This window comes from Shinella sp. G-2 (assembly GCF_050172695.1).
Lineage (GTDB): Bacteria > Pseudomonadota > Alphaproteobacteria > Rhizobiales > Rhizobiaceae > Shinella.
Map to the genome: position 1 here is coordinate 44688 of NZ_JBBEYH010000016.1, position 21673 is coordinate 66360.

Annotated in this window: 20 protein-coding genes; 10 read left to right on the forward strand and 10 right to left on the reverse strand. The window is 65.7% G+C overall.

Annotation, left to right across the window (positions count from 1 at the left end):
- Positions 1-35 precede the first annotated feature (35 nt).
- Positions 36-1745, reverse strand: a complete 1710-nt coding sequence (gene kdpA, locus V8U06_RS20290; RefSeq protein WP_427142233.1) for a potassium-transporting ATPase subunit KdpA — start codon at positions 1743-1745, stop codon at positions 36-38.
- Between the two features lie 18 nt (positions 1746-1763).
- Positions 1764-1937 (reverse strand): K(+)-transporting ATPase subunit F, encoded by a 174-nt coding sequence (gene kdpF, locus V8U06_RS20295; RefSeq protein ID WP_427142234.1) that lies wholly within the window; start codon positions 1935-1937, stop codon positions 1764-1766.
- A gap of 249 nt (positions 1938-2186) precedes the next feature.
- Between kdpF and uxuA the strand changes: the two genes are divergently transcribed.
- Together uxuA and V8U06_RS20305 are read left to right on the forward strand one after the other, a co-directional pair.
- Positions 2187-3407, forward strand: coding sequence for a mannonate dehydratase (gene uxuA, locus V8U06_RS20300; RefSeq protein WP_427142235.1), 1221 nt, complete (start codon positions 2187-2189; stop codon positions 3405-3407).
- Positions 3404-4867, forward strand: a complete 1464-nt coding sequence (locus V8U06_RS20305; protein WP_427142236.1) for a mannitol dehydrogenase family protein — start codon at positions 3404-3406, stop codon at positions 4865-4867. The genes uxuA and V8U06_RS20305 overlap by 4 nt, the downstream gene beginning before the upstream one ends.
- A 12-nt stretch (positions 4868-4879) precedes the next feature.
- On the opposite strand, the gene V8U06_RS20310 is transcribed toward V8U06_RS20305, so the two are convergent.
- The 7 genes from V8U06_RS20310 to V8U06_RS20340 all read right to left on the reverse strand — a co-directional run bounded on the left by V8U06_RS20310 (position 4880) and on the right by V8U06_RS20340 (position 10140).
- Positions 4880-5584: a GntR family transcriptional regulator gene (locus V8U06_RS20310; protein ID WP_427142237.1), complete on the reverse strand. Its 705-nt coding sequence runs from the start codon at positions 5582-5584 to the stop codon at positions 4880-4882.
- 5 nt (positions 5585-5589) lie between these two features.
- On the reverse strand, positions 5590-6369 hold the full coding sequence (locus V8U06_RS20315) for an amino acid ABC transporter ATP-binding protein (RefSeq protein WP_427142238.1): 780 nt from the start codon (positions 6367-6369) through the stop codon (positions 5590-5592).
- Positions 6366-7025, reverse strand: coding sequence for an amino acid ABC transporter permease (locus V8U06_RS20320; protein ID WP_226922324.1), 660 nt, complete (start codon positions 7023-7025; stop codon positions 6366-6368). Before V8U06_RS20320 ends, V8U06_RS20315 begins: the two co-directional genes overlap by 4 nt.
- Complete coding sequence (locus V8U06_RS20325; protein ID WP_427142239.1) at positions 7022-7687, reverse strand: amino acid ABC transporter permease; 666 nt, start codon at positions 7685-7687, stop codon at positions 7022-7024. Before V8U06_RS20325 ends, V8U06_RS20320 begins: the two co-directional genes overlap by 4 nt.
- A 56-nt stretch (positions 7688-7743) precedes the next feature.
- Positions 7744-8580, reverse strand: a complete 837-nt coding sequence (locus V8U06_RS20330; RefSeq protein ID WP_427142240.1) for a substrate-binding periplasmic protein — start codon at positions 8578-8580, stop codon at positions 7744-7746.
- 161 nt (positions 8581-8741) lie between these two features.
- Positions 8742-9200 (reverse strand): low molecular weight phosphatase family protein, encoded by a 459-nt coding sequence (locus V8U06_RS20335; RefSeq protein WP_427142241.1) that lies wholly within the window; start codon positions 9198-9200, stop codon positions 8742-8744.
- Between the two features lie 154 nt (positions 9201-9354).
- The gene (locus tag V8U06_RS20340) at positions 9355-10140 is read right to left on the reverse strand and encodes a pyrroline-5-carboxylate reductase (RefSeq protein WP_427142242.1); all 786 of its coding nucleotides are present in this window, start codon (positions 10138-10140) and stop codon (positions 9355-9357) included.
- A 151-nt stretch (positions 10141-10291) separates the two neighbouring features.
- Between V8U06_RS20340 and V8U06_RS20345 the strand changes: the two genes are divergently transcribed.
- Both V8U06_RS20345 and V8U06_RS20350 read left to right on the forward strand, forming a co-directional pair.
- Positions 10292-11191, forward strand: coding sequence for an SMP-30/gluconolactonase/LRE family protein (locus V8U06_RS20345; RefSeq protein WP_427142243.1), 900 nt, complete (start codon positions 10292-10294; stop codon positions 11189-11191).
- Positions 11192-11352: 161 nt separating this feature from the next.
- Positions 11353-12822 (forward strand): hypothetical protein, encoded by a 1470-nt coding sequence (locus tag V8U06_RS20350; protein WP_427142244.1) that lies wholly within the window; start codon positions 11353-11355, stop codon positions 12820-12822.
- Between the two features lie 25 nt (positions 12823-12847).
- Here V8U06_RS20350 and V8U06_RS20355 read toward each other — a convergent pair whose 3' ends face one another.
- Positions 12848-13792: a GGDEF domain-containing protein gene (locus V8U06_RS20355; protein ID WP_427142245.1), complete on the reverse strand. Its 945-nt coding sequence runs from the start codon at positions 13790-13792 to the stop codon at positions 12848-12850.
- Between the two features lie 185 nt (positions 13793-13977).
- On the opposite strand from V8U06_RS20355, the gene V8U06_RS20360 reads away from it, so the two are divergent.
- The 6 genes from V8U06_RS20360 to V8U06_RS20385 are packed head-to-tail and all read left to right on the forward strand — an operon-like array spanning position 13978 to position 21673.
- Positions 13978-16137, forward strand: coding sequence for a 4Fe-4S binding protein (locus V8U06_RS20360; RefSeq protein WP_427142246.1), 2160 nt, complete (start codon positions 13978-13980; stop codon positions 16135-16137).
- 17 nt (positions 16138-16154) lie between these two features.
- Positions 16155-18083, forward strand: a complete 1929-nt coding sequence (gene nosZ / locus V8U06_RS20365) for a TAT-dependent nitrous-oxide reductase (RefSeq protein WP_427142247.1) — start codon at positions 16155-16157, stop codon at positions 18081-18083.
- A 3-nt stretch (positions 18084-18086) separates the two neighbouring features.
- Positions 18087-19415: a nitrous oxide reductase family maturation protein NosD gene (locus V8U06_RS20370; RefSeq protein WP_427142248.1), complete on the forward strand. Its 1329-nt coding sequence runs from the start codon at positions 18087-18089 to the stop codon at positions 19413-19415.
- Positions 19381-20280, forward strand: a complete 900-nt coding sequence (locus tag V8U06_RS20375) for an ABC transporter ATP-binding protein (protein ID WP_427142249.1) — start codon at positions 19381-19383, stop codon at positions 20278-20280. The genes V8U06_RS20370 and V8U06_RS20375 overlap by 35 nt, the downstream gene beginning before the upstream one ends.
- Positions 20277-21098, forward strand: coding sequence for an ABC transporter permease (locus V8U06_RS20380; RefSeq protein ID WP_427142250.1), 822 nt, complete (start codon positions 20277-20279; stop codon positions 21096-21098). The genes V8U06_RS20375 and V8U06_RS20380 overlap by 4 nt, the downstream gene beginning before the upstream one ends.
- Positions 21095-21673 carry a nitrous oxide reductase accessory protein NosL gene (locus V8U06_RS20385; protein WP_427142251.1) on the forward strand — a complete coding sequence of 193 codons (579 nt, stop codon included), beginning with the start codon at positions 21095-21097 and terminating at the stop codon, positions 21671-21673. Before V8U06_RS20380 ends, V8U06_RS20385 begins: the two co-directional genes overlap by 4 nt.

A 21673-nucleotide genomic window follows, 5' to 3' on the forward strand; every position in this document is an offset into this window, starting at 1 on the left:
TCTTTCCTTGAAACGTGTGGCCTGGAACGTCTGGCCTAGAATGTCTGGCCGGCGAGCATCGCGAGGTGCTCGACGATGGGGCCGAGGGCGAGCGCGGGGAAGAATTGCAGGCCGCCGAGAATGAGGATGATGCCGATCAGCAGGCCGACGAAGAGCGGCCCGTCGGTCGGGAAGGTGCCTGACGACGGCGGGACCTTGACCTTGGCGGCCAGCGAGCCGGCGATCGCCATGACCGGCACGACATAGGCGAAACGGCCGAGCAGCATGGCGATGCCGAGCGTCGTGTTGTACCAAAGGGTGTTGCCCGTCAGCCCGCCGAAGGCCGAGCCGTTGTTGCCGGCCGTCGAGGTATAGGCATAGAGGATTTCCGACAGCCCGTGCGGACCGGCGGTGCCGATGCTGGCGACCGCGACGGGCAGCATGGCCGAGACCGCCGTGAAGCCGAGGATGGCGAGCGGCAGGACGAGCACGGCGAGCATGGCATATTTCATCTCGCGGCCCTCGATCTTCTTGCCGAGGAATTCCGGCGTGCGGCCGACCATGAGGCCGGAGACGAAGACGGAGAGCAGCGCGAAGACCAGCATGCCGTAGAGACCGGAGCCGACGCCGCCCGGCAGCACTTCGCCAAGCTGCATCAGGAACATCGGCACGAGGCCGCCGAGCCCGGTGAAGGAGCCGTGCATGCCGTTGACGCCGCCGTCGGAAAGACCCGTCGTCACGGCGGCGTACAGGGCCGTCATGGCCTGGCCGAAGCGGACTTCCTTGCCTTCCATGTTGCCGGCCGCGCCGTCGACGCCAAGCGCCGTCAGGATCGGGTTGCCGGTCGCTTCCGCCCAGTAGACGACGGCGACGCCCGCGATCAGCAGGATCGCCATGGCGCTGATGATCGCCCAGCCCTGGCGGCGGTTACCGACCAGTTCGCCGAAGGTGTAGACCAGCGCCGCCGAGATCGACAGCATGGCGAAGATGTTGAGATAGTTGGAGAAGGTCGTCGGATTCTCGAAGGGGTGGGCGGCATTGACGTTGAAGAAGCCGCCGCCATTGGTGCCGAGCTGCTTGATCGCCTCCTGGCTGGCGACCGGGCCGAGCGAGATCGTCTGGCTGGCGCCTTCGAGCGTGGTGGCGGTGACCGAGGCATCGAGCGTCTGCGGCAGGCCCATGGCGACGAAGACGAGCGCCACGACGAAGGCCATCGGCAAGAGCACGTAGAGCGTCGCTCGCGTCATGTCGACCCAGAAGTTGCCGAGGGTGGAGACCTTGGAGCGGACGAACGCCCGCGTCAGCGCCACGGCGAGCGCCATGCCCGTGGCGGCCGACAGGAAGTTCTGCACCGTCAGGCCCGCCATCTGGCTGAAGTGACTGAGCGTGGTCTCGCCGCCGTAGTTCTGCCAGTTGGTGTTGGTGACGAAGGAGACCGCCGTGTTGAAGGCAAGGTCCGGCGTCATGCCGGCAAAGCCCTGCGGATTGAGCGGCAGATAGGCCTGCAGGCGCAGGATCGCATAGAGCGCGATGAAGCCGGCGAGCGAGAAGGCCAGCATGGAAAGGGTATAGGCGAGCCAACCCTGCTCCTTGTTCGGGGTGATGCCCGAAATGCGGTAGAGGTCGGTTTCCAGACGCCCCAGAACCGGCGAGAGCGGCGTGCGCTCCCCGGCGAAGACGCGGGCCATGTAGAGCCCCAGCGGTCTGATGGTGATCAGAACCGCGAGGAAGAAGAGGGCGATTTGCAGCCACCCGATCATGGTCATGAAAATTCTCCTGGAAGCTCAGAAGCGTTCGGGTCGCAAAAGCGTGACCACGAGATAGGCGCCGAGGGCGAGCGCGACGAAAAGGCCGAAAAGAGGTTCGAGCATTGGCCGCTCCTCAAAGCCGGTCGAGCGCGCCGGCATAGGCGGCGAAGACGATGAACGCGCCGCAGCCGAGCGCAAGAAAGATGACATCGGACATGTCCGTTCTCCTGTTGTGCGGGAAAAGACTAGGCCCTGTCGGCGTCAGGTTTCGATTGGGAAGGCGTCGGCGCGGCATAAGGAAAAGATAAAGGGGATGGCCTCTTCGCCGTGGTGGGAGGCCCGAGCTGTCATGGCTTTGGCGACTGAAAAGCCCTGCGGGGATTGATGGCTTTCATCTTGTATACTAGTCGACTATCTGCTAGCACTGATGTCACATCAAGCATTCGACAGGGGGATGAAATGCGTCAGACGTGGCGGTGGTTTGGTCCGAAGGACCTCGTCTCGATCGACGACATGCGGCAGGCGGGTGTGGAGGGCGTGGTCTCCGCGCTGCATCACGTGCCGACCGGCGCGGTCTGGTCTGCCGCGGAGATCGCCGAGCGCCAGCGTGTCATCGGGCGCATGGCGGACGGCGCGCCATCCGGACTTGCCTGGGAGGTGGTGGAAAGCCTGCCCGTGTCGGAAGACATCAAGAAGCAGAAGGGCGACTGGAAAGCCCATATAGCGGCCTGGAAGGAGAGCATGACGAACCTCTCCCGGGCGGGCATCGAGGTCATCTGCTACAATTTCATGCCGGTTCTCGACTGGACGCGCACGGACCTTGCCTACCGCCTGCCCTCCGGGGCCACCTGCATGCGGTTCGATGTCGTCGATTTTGCCGCCTTCGATATCCATATCCTGGCCCGGCCCGGTGCTGCGGAAAGCTTCCCGGCCGCCGTCGTCGAAGAGGCCGCCCGCCGCTATGCGGCGATGGACGACGAGCGCCGCCGCCAGCTTGCCGGCAATGTCGTCTTCGGCCTGCCGGGCGCGGCGGAATCCTTCACGCTGGAGGATGTGCGCGCGCACCTTGCGGAATATGCCGCCCTCAGCGCGGAGCGCCTTCGCACCCATCTCGTCGACTTTCTCGCCGAAGTCGCGCCGCTGGCGCAGGATCTCGGCATGCGGCTCTGCTGCCATCCGGACGATCCGCCGTTCCCGCTGCTCGGCCTGCCGCGCATCATGTCGACCGAGGCGGATTATCGCCGGGTCATGGAAGCGGTCGACCTTTCCGCCAATGGCATCACGCTTTGCACCGGCTCGCTCGGCGCCCGGCACGACAACGACCTGCCGGGCATGATGAAGCGTCTGGGCAGCCGCGTGCATTTCCTGCATCTTCGCAACGTCCTCCTCGAAACGCCGCATTTCGGCGGCTCCTTCCACGAGGCCGGGCATCTCGAAGGCGGAACGGACATGGTGGCGATGATCGATGCGATCCTGACGGAAGAACGCGCCCGCAAGGCCGCCGGCCGCACCGACTGGCAAATTCCGATGCGCCCCGACCACGGGCAGGATATCCTCGACGACCTGAAGCGGAAGGCGCAGCCCGGTTATCCGGCCATCGGCCGCCTGAAGGGGCTTGCCGAGCTGCGCGGCATCATGACCGCGCTCGACCACCCGCTCGTGCAGGGTGCCGGCGCGTGAGGCTTTCCGCGGCGACAAAACCACGGCCGGACCATCCGGCGCTCTGGCCCGGCTACCAGCCCGAAGGGGCCGGCAACGGCATCGTGCATCTTGGCCTCGGCGCCTTCGCGCGCGCCCATATCGCTGCCTATACGGATGGCGCGATGGAAGCGGAGGGCGGCGACTGGCGCATCACGGGTGTCTCGCTACGCGGCGAAGACGTCGCCCATGCGCTGAACCCGCAGGACGGCCGCTATACCCTGATCGAACGGGGCGAGACGCCGCAGGCGCGGGTCATCGGCTCGATCTCTGCGGTCGTCGCCGGCGCGACCCTTGGCGAACGCGTGCTTTCTGCGCTGGTGCAACCGGCTTGCCGGATCGTCAGCATCACCGTCACGGAAAAGGGCTATGGCCTTCTGCGCAGCGGCGGCTGCGATCCCGCCCATCCGGCGGTCGCCGCCGACCTGCAAAATCCGGCCGCGCCGCGCGGCGTGCTGGGGCTGATCAGCCGGGGCCTTGCCCTGCGCTTCGCCGAGGGGCTGGCGCCGTTCGTCGTGCTATCTTGCGACAACCTGCCGGAAAACGGCCCGCTCGTGCGGGCGGCTGTCATCGACTTCGCCCGCCGTGCGCATGGCGCCGCCCTTGCCGACCGGATTTCAGCCGAGGTTGCCTTCCCCTCCACCATGGTGGATCGCATCACGCCGGCCGCGACGGCAAGGACGCGGGCTGATGCCGCAGCCTTGACGGGCTATGACGACGAGGCGGCCATCGAGACGGAGCCGTTCAGCCAATGGGTGATCGAGGACCGTTTTCCTTCGGGCCGCCCGGCCTGGGAGGCGGCCGGCGCGCTCTTCGTGCCTGACGTAGCGCCCTACGAGAAGATGAAGCTGCGCATGTTGAACGGCAGCCATTCGATGCTGGCCTATGCCGGTTTTCTCAGCGGCAGGACCTATGTCTGCGATGTCATGAAGGATGCGGCGCTCGGCGGGCTCGTGCGCCGGCACATGGCGGCCGCGGCATCGTCCTTGCCGTCCATCGCGATGGACCTTGCGGCCTATGCGTCCTCTCTGTGCGACCGTTTCTCCAATCCGGCTATCGCCCATGAAACGCGGCAGATCGCCATGGACGGAACGCAGAAACTGCCGCAACGCATCTTCGCGCCTGCGCTCGAAGTGCTGGAACGGGACGAATATCTCGCGCCCTTCGCCTTCGCGACGGCGGCCTGGATGCGCTATGCCCTCGGCCGGAACGATCAAGGGCAGACCTATCCCCTGAACGATCCCCGCGAGGCGGAAATCCGGGCCATCCTGACGGGCGTGGATGTGGAGAACCCGGTGGCCGTGTTTGCCGCGCTGGCCGCCCTGCCGGATTTCCTCCCCGAGACGCTGGCCAGGGGAAAGTTTGCCGACGCGGCGATCCTGCGGCTGGAGCGCATGCTGACGCTGGGCATGGAAAAGGCGATTCTCGCCGAGGCGCAATGACGCCCCGGCCTCTCACATGTCGTTGACGATGAGATCCGGATAGCGGGCGGAAAGCTGTTCCGTCACCTTCAGCACTTCCGAAAGGTGGTCGCGCACGGCCTGTTCCGCGGCCTCCGGATCGCGGTCACGCACGGTGGCGATCATCTTCCGGTGCTGCTCGATGAGAATGGCGACGGGCGTGACATTCGGCAGACTGAGGAAGCGCACCCGGTCGAACTGCGCCTTTTCCCGCTCGAGCACCGACCAGATATCCCCGACGACGATGCCGTTGGCGAAGGTCCGGTGGAAGGCGTCGTCGGCCTCGGTGAAGCGGACGGGGTCTTCGCGCGCCTCGTGCTGCTGCACGATGATGGCGTCGAGTTGGGTCAGCACATCCGCCGGCAGGCCGTCGATCGCCGCCTTGCGGAACACGGCGACCTCGATGGCCTCGCGCACGAAGCGCGCGCGGCGCACGGCGCGGAGCGAGATGGGGGTGATCAGCGTGCCGCGCTGCGGCCAGACTTCGACGAGGCCCTCGTCGACGAGCCGCAGCAGCGCCTCGCGAACCGGCGTGCGGCTGGTGTGAAACCGGCGCGCCAGCTCGTTTTCAGAGACCTTGGCGCCCGGCATCAGCTTGAGGGTGATGATCTCGTGGCGGATGACGCCGTGAATGTCGTCGACGCTCAACGGCATCGTTGACATGTCCGCGCTGCGGCCGGGCTGGCTTTGTGCCGGCATGCCGGTCATCCGTCCCAGCCGAGATGGCTGAGGAAGTCGCGGGTGCGCGTCGTCTGCGGCGCGTCGAAGATCTGCTCCGGCGGCCCCTGTTCGACGATCTGCCCGTTCGCGAAGACCACCACGTGGTCGGCCACCCGCCGGGCAAAGGTCATTTCGTGCGTCACCACCACCATCGTCATGCCGTCATCCGCCAGCCGTTTCATCACGTTCAGCACCTCGCCGATCGTTTCCGGATCGAGCGCCGAAGTCGGCTCATCAAAGAGCATGACTTCAGGTTCCATGGCAAGGGCGCGGGCGATGGCGACGCGCTGTTGCTGGCCGCCCGAAAGGTTGGCCGGATAATTGCCGGCCTTGTCGGAAAGGCCGACCTTGGCGAGCAGGGCTTCCGCGCGGGCACGGGCCTTTTCCTCGCTGAGACCGAGCACGGTCATCGGCCCCATCATGATGTTGCCGAGTGCCGTCTTGTGCGGGAAAAGCTCGAAGTTCTGGAACACCATGCCCATGCGCTGGCGGATGAGCCGCGTCTTGCGCGGATCCTTGGAGAGCGGCATGCCGTCGAAGTAGACCTCGCCCGACGTCATGGTCTCAAGACCGTTCGTGCAGCGCAGGAGGGTCGACTTGCCCGAGCCGGACGGCCCGATCAGGCACACGACCTGGCCCCGGCGTATCTCCAGATCGACCCCGGCGAGCGCGGTGAATTCGCCATATTGCTTGCGCACGTCGCGGTATTCGATCACGACATCGGGAAGCGCGGAACCCTGCGGGAGAGTGGCGGAGGTAGTCATTCTGTGACCCCGTATTTGCGGTGGATCCAATCCACGATCTTGGCCTGCGGATAGCCGAGCAGCCAGTAGATGGCCGCCATCGCGGTGAGCATTTCGATGACCCGGAAGGACTGCGAGCGGATCTGCAGCGCGGTATGCGCCAGATCTCCGACGGCGATCACCGAGACGAGCGAGGTGTCCTTGAAGAGCGTGACCCAGGTGGTGGCGAGGATCGGCAGCACGCGGCGCCAGGCCTGCGGCAGCACGATCTTGCGGAAGGCTTCGCCCTCGCTCATGCCGAGCGCCAGCCCCGCCTCCGTCTGACCCTTGCGGATCGAGCGGATGCCCGAACGGAAGGTTTCGGAATTGTAGGCTGTGTTGTTGAGCACGAGCGCGACAAGGCCGGTGAGGAACGGCGAGAAGCCGATGCCGGTCAGGATCGGCAGCACGTAGAAGGCCCAGTAGACGACGAGGATGATGGGAACGTTCCGCATCAGTTCGACATAGGCGGTGGCGACTGCCGCCACCGGCTTCAGCCGGGATTCGCGCGCGAGGGCGACGACGATCCCGAAGGGCACGGCGATCACCATGGTGAGGATGGTGAGCGCGATGGTGATGAGGGCGCCCTGCCAGAGAGCTCCCATGCTTTGCCAGATGATAGCCCAATCGAAGGTCATGACCGGCCCAGGAAGGAAATGCGGCGGTAGATCATGTCGACGCCTCTGGTGAGGGGGAAGATGACAAGGAAGTAGAGGACCATCACCGTGGTGAAGACCTCGACCGGTGCGTAGGTCTGGCCAGCGACGGCGTCGGCGCGGCGCATGAGCTCCGGCACGGCGATGACGGTGGCGATCGCCGTGTCCTTCACCGCGAGCGAAAGCAGCGAACCGAAGGCCGGCAGCATTCTGACGACGGCCTGCGGCAGGACGATCTTGTGAAGGATCTGCGCGCGGGTCATGCCCAGCGCCATGCCGGCGCGCACCTGGCCCGGGCGGACGGACTGGATGCCGGCGCGCACCACCTCGGCGACATAGGCCGCAAGATGAGCGGACAGCGACAGGAGCGCCGACCAGAAGGGCGGGAGGTTGAGGCCCGTCGCGATCGGCAGGGCGAAATAGACCCAGACGAGCACGACGAGCACCGGGATCGCCCGCATCGAGTCGATGTAGAAGACGATGACGGCGCTGAGCCAGCGCGGCCCATAGAGCCGCCCGAGCGCCAGAAGGGTGCCGCAGACCGTGCTGAGCACGGTCACGCCGGCGGCCAGCAGCAGGGTGACGCCGAGGCCGCCAAGAAGAAAGCGCCAGCTATCCAGCACGGCGGAGAGGTTCAGTTCCATGGTCTTCCTCCGGAAGGAACGCGGCCGGCAGGGTGCCGGCCGCAGCCCGTCGCCGCTTACATCTTGGCGACTTCGGCTTCCTCTTCAGCCTGCAGGTCGGGCAGCATCTTTTCCGCGACGGCGCGCAGCCATTCCAGATATTCCGGCTGGTTCTTGTCGATGGCGAGGCCGATCTCGTTCACGGCCTCGGTGCTGTCCTGGCAATTGTTCTCGCGCGGCAGCGCCTCGAGACCCTTCACCTTGCGGGCGAGCGCCATATAGGGAATGCGGTTGATCGGCGCGACATCGGCACGGCCGGCCATGATCTCTTCGACGGGAGCGGCCGTGCCGGCGCTCGTCACGCCGCGAAGCGTCGCCTTCGGGAAGCGTTCCTTGACCCAGTTCTCTTCGCCGCCGCCCGTGAAATAGGCGATGGTGATGTCGGGATTGTCGAAGTCGTCGACCGACTTGGCATTGGCGACCTTGGGGTTGGAGACCTTGCCGAAGACGCACAGCGAGGTGCGCGAATAGGTGACGAAGTCGACGACTTCCATGCGCTTCTTGGTCATCGACAACGGCGAGATCGTCATGTCGACCTGGTTGGCGGCCAGAACCGGCACCTTTGTTTCGTGCGAAACGGCGACCGGCACGAGCTTTACGCCCAGCTTTTCGGCATAGACATTGGCCAGCGTCCAGGCCGGGCCGCGCCAGGGTTCGCCTGCGCCCGTGGTGTCCTCGACGAGCCACGGCGGGTTCGCCAGCACGCCGACGCGCAATTCGCCCGCGGCCTTGATCGCGTCGATGCGCTGGCTGGTGCCGGCGGCGGGAACCTCCTGCGCGAAGGCTGCGGATGCCAGGAGCGCGAGGCCGGCGGCAGCACCGGCGACGAAACGAAGCTTGCTGAAATGAATCATATTCCTCTCCCTATGAGGCCTGTTGGGTTCCTCCCCAAGGCACATGATGTATTCTAGTATACAAGTTGGGGCGCGAAGGCAAGATGGGCCGCGAAGAATCCGGTGCGACCGGTTGGATTGATGGGATTCCGAGGGAAGTCGGCCTTGCCGCCGCGGCCGCCTCAGCCCATGGCCGGCTGGCCGAAGCGCTCGATCATCTTGCTGCGGATCTGGTCCCGGGCCGTGCGATACAGCGCCAGCGTCGCCTCGCGGCCTTCCGCCTGGCCGACCGGATCCATGATGGGCCAGTATTCGACCTCAAGATAGGCGTTGCGCGCAAGCGTCTCGGCCTGATGCTGGCTCGCCGGCGAGAGGGCGACCACGAGGTCGAAGCTGCCGAGATGGTCGCCAAGCGCGTGCATCTCCTCGAAGGAGCGCGAGCGGTGGCGGACGAGTTCGACGCCGATCTCGTCGCAGACGGCGACCGCGAAGCCGTCGATCTCCATGTCGTTCTTGACGCCGGCCGACTGCACATAGGCGGTGCGGCCGTAGATTTTCTTCATCAGTCCCTCGGCCATCGGGGAGCGCACCGAATTGTGATCGCAGCAGAAGAGAATGGACGTGGGGATCGATCTGGACATCAACGGCTCCGGTAGCGCCATGAAAAGCCGGCACGGTCGGATGCGGGAGGGCGGCTCTCCGCATGTGCACCTGCCGGGGCGGGCGGGAATTCTTCCGCAGTTGCCGCCTCGAGCGCAAGCCCTTTCTGGCGCGGTAGCTGTTGTGCCGGAGCCGCTATTGACCGGCGATGCGCTTGAGGACGTGATTCAGCGCCTGTGTCAGGGCGTCAGGGCCGCCCTTGTCGCTGAAATCACGGAGAACCTGCTCGTTGAGGCCGCCTCTGGTGGCGAAATCGCGGCTCAGCTCGATGAAGTCGACATTCTTGCCGGCGCGCTCGGCCGTCTCGGCAAGGCCCGCGAAGAGCGGCGCGAGATAGGCGCGGCCCTTTTCTTCCGGCAGGCCTTTTTCGGCAAGCCATGCGGTCGTGCGGTGCATGATGCCGAAATAGGTGGCCATCAGGGCGCTGGCTGCGGCAAGGAGGTCGTATTCGGCCTTGGTCTCGCATTCGACGGCATTGCCGAGGACCTCGAAGAGCGCGGCCGTGTTGGTATCCGGCGGATAGACGGCCGTGACGCCCTTGCGCCGCGCGACGAAGGGAAGCGGTATCGCCTGCGACAGGCGCACATCCGCGCCGATCCAGTCGAGTAGGGCAGGCCGGCCCGTCGCGGCGACGACGCTGATCACCGCCTGCCCATCGCGGAAGCGCAAAGGGCGGACGACCTCCTCGGCGATCTGCGGGCGGATCGCCAGCACGACCGTGTCGCAGCCGTCGACGATCGCCTGATTGTCGCTGGAAACGAGCACCTGAGGAAAATCGGCCGCGAGCGCCGCCGAAATCTCCGTGCTGCGCATGGACACCATGACATGGGGCACGGCGGCGGGCTTGGCGAGCAGGCCGCGCACCATGGCGTCGGTGATGGCGCCGGTTCCGATGAAGCCGATCTTCTGGGGCAGGGACATGGCTGTTCCGTAGCGGATGGAAAAGAGGGCAGCGGGATGCTGCGGCGGTTCCCGCGAGGAAACACCAGATTGCGCCGGCCTGCAACAGGACGGCTTGCCGGGCACGGCGCAGCCGCTATCCTGCGCGCGATCGGTTCGAAGGGAGAGACGGATGTCATTTTTTGAGGCGGAGCAGCCGGAGTTTGCCAGTTTCGTGCTGGGCAATGCCCCGCTCAAGAAATTGGCGGCCGGGTTCGACTGGGTCGAAGGCCCGGTCTGGTTCGGCGATCACGATTGCCTGCTGTTCTCCGACATTCCGAACAACCGCATCCTGCGCTGGAGCCCGACGACGGGCATCGGCACCTTCCGCGAACCGTCCAACTTCGCCAATGGCAATACGCGCGATCGGGAGGGGCGGCTGGTGACCTGCGAGCACGGCACGCGCCGTGTCACCCGCACCGAACATGACGGTTCCATCACCGTGCTTGCCGACAGCTATGACGGCAAGCGGCTGAATTCGCCGAACGATGTGGTCGTGACCGCGGACGGCGCCATCTGGTTCACCGATCCGCATTACGGCATCGGCTCGGACTACGAGGGCACGCGCAGTGCACAGGAACTTCCCTGCAACGTCTATCGCGTCGACCCGTATTCCGGCCATGTCCGGGCGGTGTTGACCGATTTCAACTGCCCGAACGGCCTTGCCTTCAGCCCGGACGAGCGACGTCTCTACGTCGCCGACACCGGCCGCATGTTCTCCGGCGATCCGCGTCATATCCGTGCCTTCGACGTTGCCGCCGACGGGGCGCTGAAGGGCGGCGACGTCTTTCACACCATTTCCCCCGGCTGCGCGGATGGCATGCGGGTGGATGAGGCCGGCAATCTCTGGTCCTCGGCCGGCGACGGGGTGCATTGCATCGCGCCGGACGGCCGCCGCCTCGGCAAGATCCTCGTGCCGGAAACGGTCTCCAACATCTGCTTCGGCGGCCGCCACCGCCATCGTCTCTTCATCACCGCCACCACGTCTCTCTACGCCGTCTCTCTCGCCATCCGCGGCGGCACGCGACCCTGACGCCATGGGCAGCAGGGGGCGGTCGAAGCTGCCCGGTCAGGGCCTGCCGACGTAAGCCACATGGTTAAGGGGAGCTTAGGAAAAGATTTACGGCGCTGTGGTTCATTGATCCGACGGTAGGGCATGCTGAGGCGCGGCTTCCGGCCTGCATGGAGATCGCGGTGAACTTCGTACCAGTCTTTTTCTTTTGGGTGCTGCTGCTCATCGGAATGGTCAGTCGCGGGCCGTTCATCTTCTATCTGCTCTTTGGCTCCATGGCGTTCGGCTCCTTCGCGGTCATTCCGCCGGAACTGACGTCGGGACTGAGCTTCACGCCGCCGCCGATCATCGCGCTCGCCATCATCGTCAAATATGGCGGCGGGACGAACGGCCTCTCACGCATGCTGGATATCTCCCTGCGCCCATCGCAATGTCTCCTGCTCTTCGTGTTCTGGATCGTGGCGGTGCTGGTCACATTGCTGATGCCGCGGCTGTTCGCAGGGCAGATCCTCATCATCCCCATGCGCCTCGAGGAGGCGAGTTTCGGTGATCCGCTCTACCCCACCCAGCAGAACATCTCGCAGCTCATGTATCTTACGATATCGATCGTGACGGTGTTTGCCTGCGCGCTGGCGTTCCGCTCGGCCGCCACGCGGCAGCATGTGCTTTCCGCCCTTTGCGTCGGCGGTGCGGTGACCGTGTTTACGGGGATACTCGATCTTGTCGGCATCGGCGCCTATCTCGATGTCTTTCGCACGGCGACCTATGCGTATCTGGTCGACGTCGAGCTCAGCAACGTCAAGCGCATCGTCGGCCTCATGCCGGAGGCGTCGTCCTTCGGATCGCTGGCCGTCGGTTTCCTGTCGGCGATCTATTTTTTCCGCCGCGCGATTTCCACCCCGTGGATTCGTCTCGTCGCCGCGCCTGTTCTCATCGTGCTGCTGACGCTGTTCGCGCTCCTGTCGACCTCGTCCTCCGCCTATGGCGGCCTCGGCATCTTCGGCTGCGTCGCGGCGGTCGAGTGGTTCTGGCGGCTTCTGACGGCGCCGAAGGGCAGCCGGGCCAGGGAAGGGCTTGCGAGCGAATATTGGGCGATCGTCAGCGGCCTGGTGGCCATCTACCTGCTGGCCCTCGTCAAGCCGTCGCTCTTCGATCCCCTTCTCGAACTGGTCGATACGATCGTCTTCCAGAAGACCTCGTCGGATTCCTTCATCGAGCGCAGCATGTGGACGGCGGTATCGCTGAACGCGCTGTTCGACAGCTGGGGGCTGGGCGTCGGCATGGGCTCGACCCGCGCCTCGAACGGCGTCGTCGCGGTGTTCAGCAATACCGGCATTGCCGGCGGGCTGCTCTATTACGGCTTCATGCTGCAGACCCTTCTGCGCAGGGCGCGGCCGGGAGACCATACGGGCGCCCTCATCCTCAACGCGGTGCGCTTCTATACGCCGCCGGTGGTGATCGTCGGCATTCTGGCGGGTACATCTGCCGACTTCGGCGTCATGAACGCCTGCATCTATGCCCTGGCGGCGGCGGTGGCCTGGCCGGGCACCAGCCCGATGCGGGCGGCCGCCAGTCCTGCGCCGGCCCGAAGCAAGCCGGCGACCGCGCCGGTCTCCGGCGGTGCGGCCCGCGGACAGCCTTCGAGGGCATGACGCCATCATCGAACTGGAATGAGGATCACGGATTTGCCGTGCGCTGGGTCTGGCTTTCGATGCTGATCCGGTCGCGACCCTGCATCTTGGCGGCGTAGAGGGCGAGGTCGGCGCGGCGATAGACGTCGGCCGGATCGTCGCCACGGGCGGCCCGGGCAAGGCCGGCGGAGAAGGTATAGTGGAAACCGGTCTGGTCGGGCAGGGGGCTGGACTGGCGCACCGCAAGCAGCATGCGCTGCACGATGCTTTCCGCCCCCTCCATGGGGGTGTTCGGCAGGATGAGCAGGAACTCCTCGCCGCCGACGCGGCCGAAAATATCCGTCTTGCGCACATGGCGCTGCAGCGTGATGGCGAAGTCCTTCAGGATGGCGTCGCCGACACCGTGGCCGAAGCGGTCGTTGATGTATTTGAAATTGTCGATGTCGAGGACGGCGAGACATCCGGCGTGCTGATCCGTCGCGCCCGCGCCGCAGACGAGTTCGGCGAGCTTGCCCATGACGTATCGGCGGCTGGGAAGACCGGTCAGCTCATCGGTCTGCGAGGCCTTGATCGCTAAGTCGCGGTCCTGCCGGAGCGCGCGTTCGTCGGTGCGGATGGAACTGATGTCGCTTGCCACGCAGAGCATCCAGCCGTCCGCCTGCATCGTCTCCGTCATCCAGAGCCAGCGGCCGTCGTGAAGGTCCGTCTCGAAGGCACGAAAACCGGTCTTGCCGCGCCGGGCCTGCGTCGAGCGCAGCCAGGTCTCGAAATCCGCGGTCTCGATGACGGTGCCGCGCCGGGCGTGATAGTTGCGTCGCATGAGATCGGACCAGAGCGGCTCTTCATCCCCGCCGATGAACCAGGCGGCGCGAAACGCTCCATTGGCGAAACGCAGGCGATCCTCCGGGTCGTAGACCGCAATCAGGTTGCCGGCATTTTCCATAAGCTGCGCCAGTTGCAGCATCGTTTCCGTGGCGGCCAAGGGCTTCATGTCCTCAGGTGATTCTCACGGAAACCTTAGGGAGCACTGATAAACAAAGCGTTAGACCGGTTGTGCCGGGAAGGAGAAGCTGTGTTGCGCGCGGCCGCGTTAATCGCGGCTGTTTGATCGAGCTCAAAGACCGCCTGACGTGAACGTTCCAAAGCTGCGGCAATGATTTGCCGGAACGTTCTGGAATGAAACTTCTTCGCCTCGTCCTTTTCCTCTGTGCCAGCCTGTGTTTTGCGGCTTCCGCCAGCGCGCGCTCGGTGCTGCAGGAATACCTGCCGGCCATGACCGCGTCGGATATCGTGCCGGGGGCGGACGGTTTCGGGCCGGTGCGCGCGGATATCGCGGTGGCGCCGGTGCTGAAGGGCGGGGAGACGGTGGCCTTCGCCTTCATGACCTCGGACTTCGTGGGAACGACCGGCTATTCCGGCAAGCCGATCCACACGGTCGTGGCCGTCGGGACGGATGGCAAGATCATCGGCGTGAAGCTGGTGAAACATTCGGAGCCCATCGTGCTCATCGGCATTCCCGAGGCGAAGGTGAAGGCTCTGGTGGCCGGCTATGCCGGGCTCGATCTCGTTGCCGAGGCCAAATCCGGCGGCACGGCGCATGAGGTGGACATCATCTCCGGTGCGACCGTGACGGTGATGGTGATCGACGATTCCATCGTCCGCTCGGGGCTGAAGGTCGCGCGTGCGCTCGGCCTTGGCGGACTGGCCCCGGAAGCGGAAAGCGCGGGTCCCCGTTTCGAGATCGACCCTGCCGCCGCCGCGCCGGCCGACTGGGTCGAGGCCGAAGGGGACGGAACCCTGCGCCGGCTGTCGCTGGACGTCGGACAGGTCAACGCCGCGTTCGCCGCGCATCCCGATGTCCGCGCCCGCGACCGTGCGATTGCCGAGGCGCCGCAGACCACGTTCATCGACATGCAGGCGGCGCTGGTATCCGTGCCCGCCATCGGCAAGGCGCTGCTCGGCCCGGCCGAAGAGGTCAACCTCAAGGGCTGGCTGAAGGAGGGCGAGAACGCCATCGCCGTGGTGGGGCGCGGCCTCTATTCCTTCAAGGGCTCGGGCTATGTGCGCGGCGGTATCTTCGACCGGATCGTGCTGATCCAGGACGACGTCTCCGTGCGCTTCCGTGACCGCGACCATCGTCGCCTCGGCGGCATCGCGCTCGCCGGCGCGCCGGAATTTTCCGAGATGGACCTGTTCCGCATTCCCGCCAATCTCGGTTTCGATCCGGCAAAGCCGTTCCGCATCCAGCTCCTGGCGCAGCGCGAGGTCGGGCCGATCGAAAAGGTCTTCCACACCTTCGATCTCGGCTACCAGCTGCCGCAGAAATATCTCCGGGCCATTGCCCCGCCCGCAAAGGACGTCGCCGTCGTCTCGCCGCAGGAAGAAGGCTCGGCGCAGGCCGATCTGTGGAAGCGCATCTGGCGCGACTCCAAGCTCAAGATCGCGGTGCTCGGTGCCATGCTGGTGGTGCTGACGGGCGTGTTCTTCTTCCAGACCTATGCGGTGCGGAATGCGAAGGGCTTCTACATCTTCCGCATCGCCTTCCTGACGGTGACGCTGGTCTTCCTCGGCTGGTATGCCAATGCGCAGCTTTCCGTCGTCAATCTGATGGCGCTGTTCGGCAGCCTCGTCGGCGGGTTCAGCTGGCAGGCCTTCCTGCTCGACCCGTTGACCTTCATTCTCTGGTTCGCCGTCGCCGCCGCGCTGCTGTTCTGGGGACGGGGCGCCTATTGCGGCTGGCTCTGCCCCTTCGGTGCCCTGCAGGAACTGACCAACCAGATCGCGCGCAAGCTGCGCATTCCGCAATGGACCTTGCCCTGGGGTCTGCACGAGCGGCTCTGGCCGGTGAAATACATGATTTTCCTCGGTCTCTTCGGCGTGTCGCTGATGAGCGTCGAGCAGGCCGAACATCTGGCCGAGATCGAGCCGTTCAAGACCGCCATCATCCTGAAGTTCATCCGCGCCTGGCCCTTCGTCGCCTATGCCGTCGCGCTGCTCGTCGCCGGGCTTTTCGTCGAGCGGTTCTACTGCCGCTATCTCTGCCCGCTCGGTGCGGCGTTGGCGATCCCCGCGCGCATGCGCATGTTCGACTGGCTGAAGCGCTACCACGAATGCGGAAACCCCTGCCAGACCTGCGCCAACCAGTGTCCGGTACAGGCGATCCACAAGACGGGCGAGATCAACCCGAACGAGTGCATCAACTGCCTGCACTGCCAGGTGCTCTACCAGTCCGAAACCGTCTGCCCCGTGGTGATCAAGAAGATGAAGTCGCGCGCCAAGCTCGCGGCGAGCCCCGGGGGCGCACCGATCCACCAGCAACCCACAGCAAAAGCCTAGGCAAAGAGGAGCCGATCATGGAATCGAAGGAAAACAAGGGGCTGAGCCGCCGCGCGCTCTTCAGCGCCACCGCGGGCAGCGCGGTTCTCGCCGGCGCGATGGGGCCGGCGGCGCTGGGTCTCGGGGCCGCCGGCCTTGCCACCCCCGCCCGCGCCGCCGCCGGAGCCGACGGCTCCGTCGCCCCCGGCAAGCTCGACGACTATTACGGCTTCTGGTCTTCCGGCCAGAGCGGCGAGATGCGCATTCTCGGCATCCCCTCGATGCGCGAACTGATGCGCGTGCCGGTGTTCAACCGCTGCTCGGCCACGGGCTGGGGCCAGACGAATGAATCGATCCGCATCCACCAGCGCACGATGACGGAGAAGACAAAGAAGCAGCTCGCCGCCAACGGCAAGCATATCCACGACAATGGCGACCTGCACCACGTCCATATGTCCTTCACCGAGGGCAAGTATGACGGCCGCTATCTCTTCATGAACGACAAGGCCAATACGCGCGTCGCGCGCGTGCGCTGCGACGTGATGAAGCCCGACGCCATCCTGGAGATCCCGAACGCCAAGGGTATCCATGGCCTGCGTCCGCAGAAGTGGCCGCGCTCCAACTACGTCTTCTGCAACGGCGAGGACGAAGCGCCGCTGGTCAATGACGGCTCGACCATGAAGGACGTCTCGACCTATGTGAACGTCTTCACGGCCGTCGATGCCGACAAGTGGGAAGTCGCCTGGCAGGTCAAGGTCTCGGGCAATCTCGACAACTGCGATGCCGACTACGAGGGCAAGTGGGCGTTTTCGACTTGCTACAATTCCGAAATGGGCATGGTGCTGGAGGAGATGACGAAGTCCGAGATGGACCATGTCGTCGTCTTCAACATCGCCGAGATCGAGAAGGCCATCGCGGCGGGCAAGTACGAAGAGGTCAACGGCGTCAAGGTCGTGGACGGCCGCAAGGAGGCCAAGTCCCTCTTCACCCGCTACATCCCCATCGCCAACAACCCGCACGGCTGCAACATGGCGCCGGATAAGAAGCACCTTTGCGTCGCCGGCAAGCTCTCGCCGACCGTCACCGTGCTCGACGTCACCAAGTTCGACGCGATCTTCTATGACAATGCAGAGCCGCGCAGCGCCGTGGTGGCGGAGCCGGAACTCGGCCTCGGGCCGCTGCACACCGCCTTCGACGGCCGCGGTAATGCCTATACCTCGCTCTTCCTCGACAGCCAGGTGGTGAAGTGGAACATCGACGAGGCCATCCGCGCCTATGCCGGCGAGAAGATCAATCCGATCAAGGACAAGCTCGACGTGCAGTACCAGCCCGGCCACCTCAAGACGGTGATGGGCGAGACGCTGGATGCCTCCAACGACTGGCTGGTGTGCCTGTGCAAGTTCTCCAAGGACCGCTTCCTCAATGTCGGCCCGCTGAAGCCGGAGAACGACCAGCTCATCGACATCTCCGGCGACAAGATGGTGCTGGTGCATGACGGCCCGAACTTCGCCGAGCCGCATGACGCCATCGCCGTCGCGCCATCAATCCTGCCGAACATCAGGTCGGTCTGGGACCGCAAGGATCCGCTCTGGGCCGAAACGCGCAAGCAGGCCGAGGCCGACGGCGTCGATATCGACGAATGGACCGACGCCGTCATCCGCGACGGCAACAAGGTGCGCGTCTACATGACCTCAGTCGCGCCGAGCTTCAGCCAGACGGACTTCACGGTCAAGGAAGGCGACGAAGTCACTGTTATCGTCACCAATCTCGACGAGATCGACGACCTGACGCACGGCTTCACCATGGGCAACCATGGCGTTGCCATGGAGATCGGGCCGCAGCAGACGAGTTCCGTCACCTTCGTCGCGGCGAATGCGGGTGTCTACTGGTACTATTGCCAGTGGTTCTGCCATGCCCTGCACATGGAAATGCGCGGCCGCATGTTCGTGGAACCGAAGGGCGCCTGAGGAATGCGCCTGCCCGTCCTCCTGATCGGCCTCCTTCTCGCGTCGCCGCTTGCCGCGGCGGAGCGTGCGGTCGTGCCGGGCGCGGGCAGCCTCGAATCGGCCATCGCCGGGGCAGCACCCGGCGATGTGCTTGTCCTGAGCGACGGGGCCTATGCCGGCCCCGTCACCGTCGACCGGCCTCTCACCATCAGGGGGCCGCGCGGCGCCGTGATCGACGGGCAGGGGCACGGCAGCGTCATGACGATCGCAGCGCCCGACGTGACCCTTGCCGGCTTCACCGTCACCGGCTCGGGCCGGGTGAACCAGGACCTCGACGCCGGCGTAAAGATTCTGGAGGGGGCCGACCGCGCCCGCATCGAAAAGCTGCTCGTCACCGGCAACATGCATGGCATCGACGTGCATGGCGGCCGCAACGCTGCCGTCATCGGCAACGAGATCGTCGGCACCGACGGCCTGCGCATGAACGAGCGCGGCAACGGCATCTATGTCTGGAACAGCCCCGGCACGCTGCTGGAGAACAACCTCATCCGCTACGGCCGCGACGGCATCTTCTCCAATGCCAGCGCCGACAGCATCTATCGCGGCAACGTGATGCGCGACCTGCGTTTCGCCGTGCACTTCATGTACACGCGCAACACCGAGGTCTCCGGCAACATCTCCATCGGCAATCACCTCGGCTTCGCCATCATGTTCTCCAACAAGGCGAAGATCCTGAACAATCTCAGCCTCGGAGACCGCGAGCACGGGCTAATGCTGAACTATGCCAACAATGCCGACGTCACGGGCAATCTGGTGCGCGGGGGCACGCGGAAATGCCTCTTCATCTACAATGCCCACAAGAACCTCATCTGGGACAACCGTTTCGAGGGGTGCGGCATCGGCATCCATTTCACCGCCGGCTCGGAGAAGAACGTGCTTACCGGCAACGCCTTCATCGCCAACCGCGAGCAGGTGAAATATGTCGGCACCCGCAACATGGAATGGAGCCATGAAGGCAGGGGCAATTTCTGGTCCGACCATCCGGCCTTCGATCTCAACGGCGACGGCGTCGCCGACAGTTTCTACCGCCCCAACGACCTGATGGATCAGATCCTCTGGTCGCAGCCGGCCGCGAGCCTCCTCATCGGCTCGCCCGCCGTGCAGCTCGTGCGCTGGAGCCAGCGGGACTTTCCCGCAACGCTCCCCGGCGGCGTGCGCGACAGCGCGCCGCTGATGCGCCCTCTCACCATATCCGTCCCGCCCGACATCCTTGGCTACGAAGCCGAGGCCGCCGGCCGCTGGGCCGAGGGAAATGACGATGACACCGACCCTGACAATTTCGCGGCTCACTAAGCGCTTCGGCGACGTCGAGGCGCTGAAGGCCGTCTGCCTGACGCTGGAGGCGGGAAAGCGCGCGGCCCTGCTCGGCCATAACGGCGCGGGCAAGTCGACGCTGATGAAGATCGTGCTCGGTCTCATCCCTTTCGATGGCGGCGCGGTCTCGGTCTGCGGCGCGGCGCCGGGCTCGTCCGCGGCCCGGGCGCAGGTGGCCTATCTTCCCGAGAACGTCGCCTTCCATCCGGCCCTGACGGGAGAAGAGCAGCTTCGCCACTACCTTGCCCTGCGCGGCGAAAATCCCCGCGAGGCTCCGGCGCTTCTGGCCCGCGTCGGCCTTGCCCATGCCGGGCGGCGGCGGATCGGCACCTATTCCAAGGGCATGCGTCAGCGCGTCGGCCTTGCCCAGACGCTGATCGGCCGCCCGCGCCTGCTCGTGCTGGACGAACCGACCTCCGGTCTCGATCCGGTGTCGCGGCGCGATTTCTACGATCTGCTCGACGGTCTTTCCGCCGAGGGCACGGCGATCCTGCTCTCTTCCCACGTGCTCACCGAGGTGGAGGCCCGCACCGACAGCATCCTCATCCTGTCGGGCGGCGATCTCGTGGCGGAAGGCACGCTCGCCGATCTGCGCGCCCGCGCGGCGCTCCCCGTCGCCCTGCTGGTCCGCCCCGCACCCGGCCATGCGCCGTCGCTGTCGGCGGCCTTTCCCGAGGCGCTCCCCGGGCCGGACGGGCTCTTCCGCCTTTCCTGCGCGCAGGCGCAGAAGCTGCCATTGCTCGCCCGCCTGTCGGCGCTCGGGCATGCGGTCGCCGATCTCGACGTGATCCCGCCGAGCCTCGAGGACATCTACAGCCATTTCAGCCGGAGGGACGGGCAATGAGCCGCATCCTCGCCACGGCGCTCTGCGAATTCCGCATCGCCTTCCGCAATCGCTGGGTCTCGATCGCCACCGGCATGATGGTGCTGTTCGCCCTGGTCCTTGCCGCCGCCGGCGCGGCCCCGACGGGCGATGTCGGCGTCGACCGGCTCTCGATCACGGTCGCCTCGCTGACCTCGCTCGCCGTCTATCTGGTGCCGCTGCTGGCGCTGCTGATGAGCTTCGATGCCGTCGCGGGCGAGGTGGAGCGCGGCACGCTGCCGCTGCTGCTGACCTATCCCGTCTCGCGTCTCGAGATCCTGCTCGGCAAGCTTGCGGCCCAGCTTGCCATCCTCGCTCTCGCGGTCACGCTCGGCTATGGCGCGGCGGCGCTGGTGGCCGTCTGGTCCGATCCGGCGGCGATTGCTGGGCTCGGTGCGCTCTGGCGGCTGATCTGGTCCTCGGTGCTGCTGGGGGCGACCTTCCTCGGAGCGGGGTATGCCCTTTCCGCGCTGGCGCGACGTCCTTCCGGGGCGGCGGGCCTTGCCATCGCCCTCTGGCTGGTGGCGGTGGTGCTCTACGATCTCGCGCTCCTTGCGCTGATCGTTACCGATGGGGGCGGCGCCTTCACCACCCAGGCCCTGCCGGTGGCCTTGCTCGCCAATCCTGCCGACGCCTTCCGCGTCTTCAACCTCTCCGCCGCCGAGGCCGTCGCGGCCGCCGGCGGCATCGGCGGGGCTGCGGGCGCAATCCCGCTCTGGCAATCGGCTGCCTCGCTTCTTTTCTGGCCGCTCGTCGCCATTGCTCTTGCTGCCGGCGCTTTCCGGAAGGTGACGCCATGAGGAACCGCCTTCGTCCCGTTCTGTTCGTCGCAATGCTCACGCTGCTTGCCGCCTGCAAGGAAGAGGTGGCGCAAGACACGGCGCCGCAGGACATGACGCCGGAAACCCTCGGCCACTATTGCCAGATGAACCTTCTGGAACACCCCGGCCCCAAGGCGCAGGTCTTCCTCGAGGGCAATCCCGCGCCGCTGTTCTTCAGCCAGGTGCGCGATGCCATCGCCTATATGCGCGGCCCCGAGCAGGTCGCGCCGATCCTCGCCGTCTATGTCAATGACATGGGGCAGACGGGCGCCACCTGGGACAAGCCCGGCGACGGCAACTGGATTCCCGCCGATGCAGCCTTCTACGTCGTCGGCTCCGCCCGCGCGGGCGGTATGGGGGCGCCGGAAACCGTACCGTTCTCCAGCCGCGAGCGCGCCGAGGCCTTCACGCGGACCGAAGGCGGCCGTGTGCTGGCGCTCGCCGACGTGACGGATGACATGGTTCTGACGCCGGTGGATGCCGGCGCGGAACAAGGGGACGACACGGATTTCGATGGCCGCCTGCGCGCCCTTCCCAACAAAGCCGGAGGTTGA